Origin of the sequence: Burkholderia sp. Ac-20349 (genome assembly GCF_017104865.1) — a bacterium.
Taxonomy (GTDB): domain Bacteria; phylum Pseudomonadota; class Gammaproteobacteria; order Burkholderiales; family Burkholderiaceae; genus Burkholderia; species Burkholderia aenigmatica.
The window spans coordinates 1-426 of sequence record NZ_JAAGPM010000368.1 but is presented as its reverse complement, the minus strand read 5'-3'; the positions used below and the strand labels follow the sequence as shown (position 1 = coordinate 426).

At 66.2% G+C, this 426-nt stretch carries 1 pseudogene; it reads left to right on the top strand.

Features of this window, described 5'->3' with window-relative positions:
- Window positions 1–425, top strand: a pseudogene (locus tag G3N61_RS39270) (hypothetical protein); the annotation flags it as partial.
- Window position 426 lies beyond the last annotated feature (1 nt).

The following is a 426-nucleotide window of genomic DNA, read 5'->3' as shown; positions in this document are numbered from 1 at the left end:
AGTACAACGCGGGCGACGGCACCACCCGCAACGACCTGAAGACGATGAGCGTGACCGCGAACCAGTGGGTGTATGCGGCGTTCGTGATCGACACGGTCGGCAAGACGATGACGGCCTACACGTTCGACCCGGTGCTCGGCGAGCAGAAGCAGAGCACGCCGCTCACGGTGTCGGTGGCCGCGCTGCCGGGCCTCGGCACGAAGACCTTCGGCGTCAACGAGGACGGCACGGGCCAGTACCACATGCTCGCGTGCGGTTACCCGGCGAGCCACTACAGCGGCGGCTACACGGTCAACGCGTGCACGACGGTCAAGCCGAACGTGGAGAGCTTCTCCGACGTCGCGATGTGGAACCGCGTCGTGACCGAAACCGAACTGCAGTCGGTCGCGGGCTCGGGCAAGCCGCTGTCGACGATCCTTCACTGAC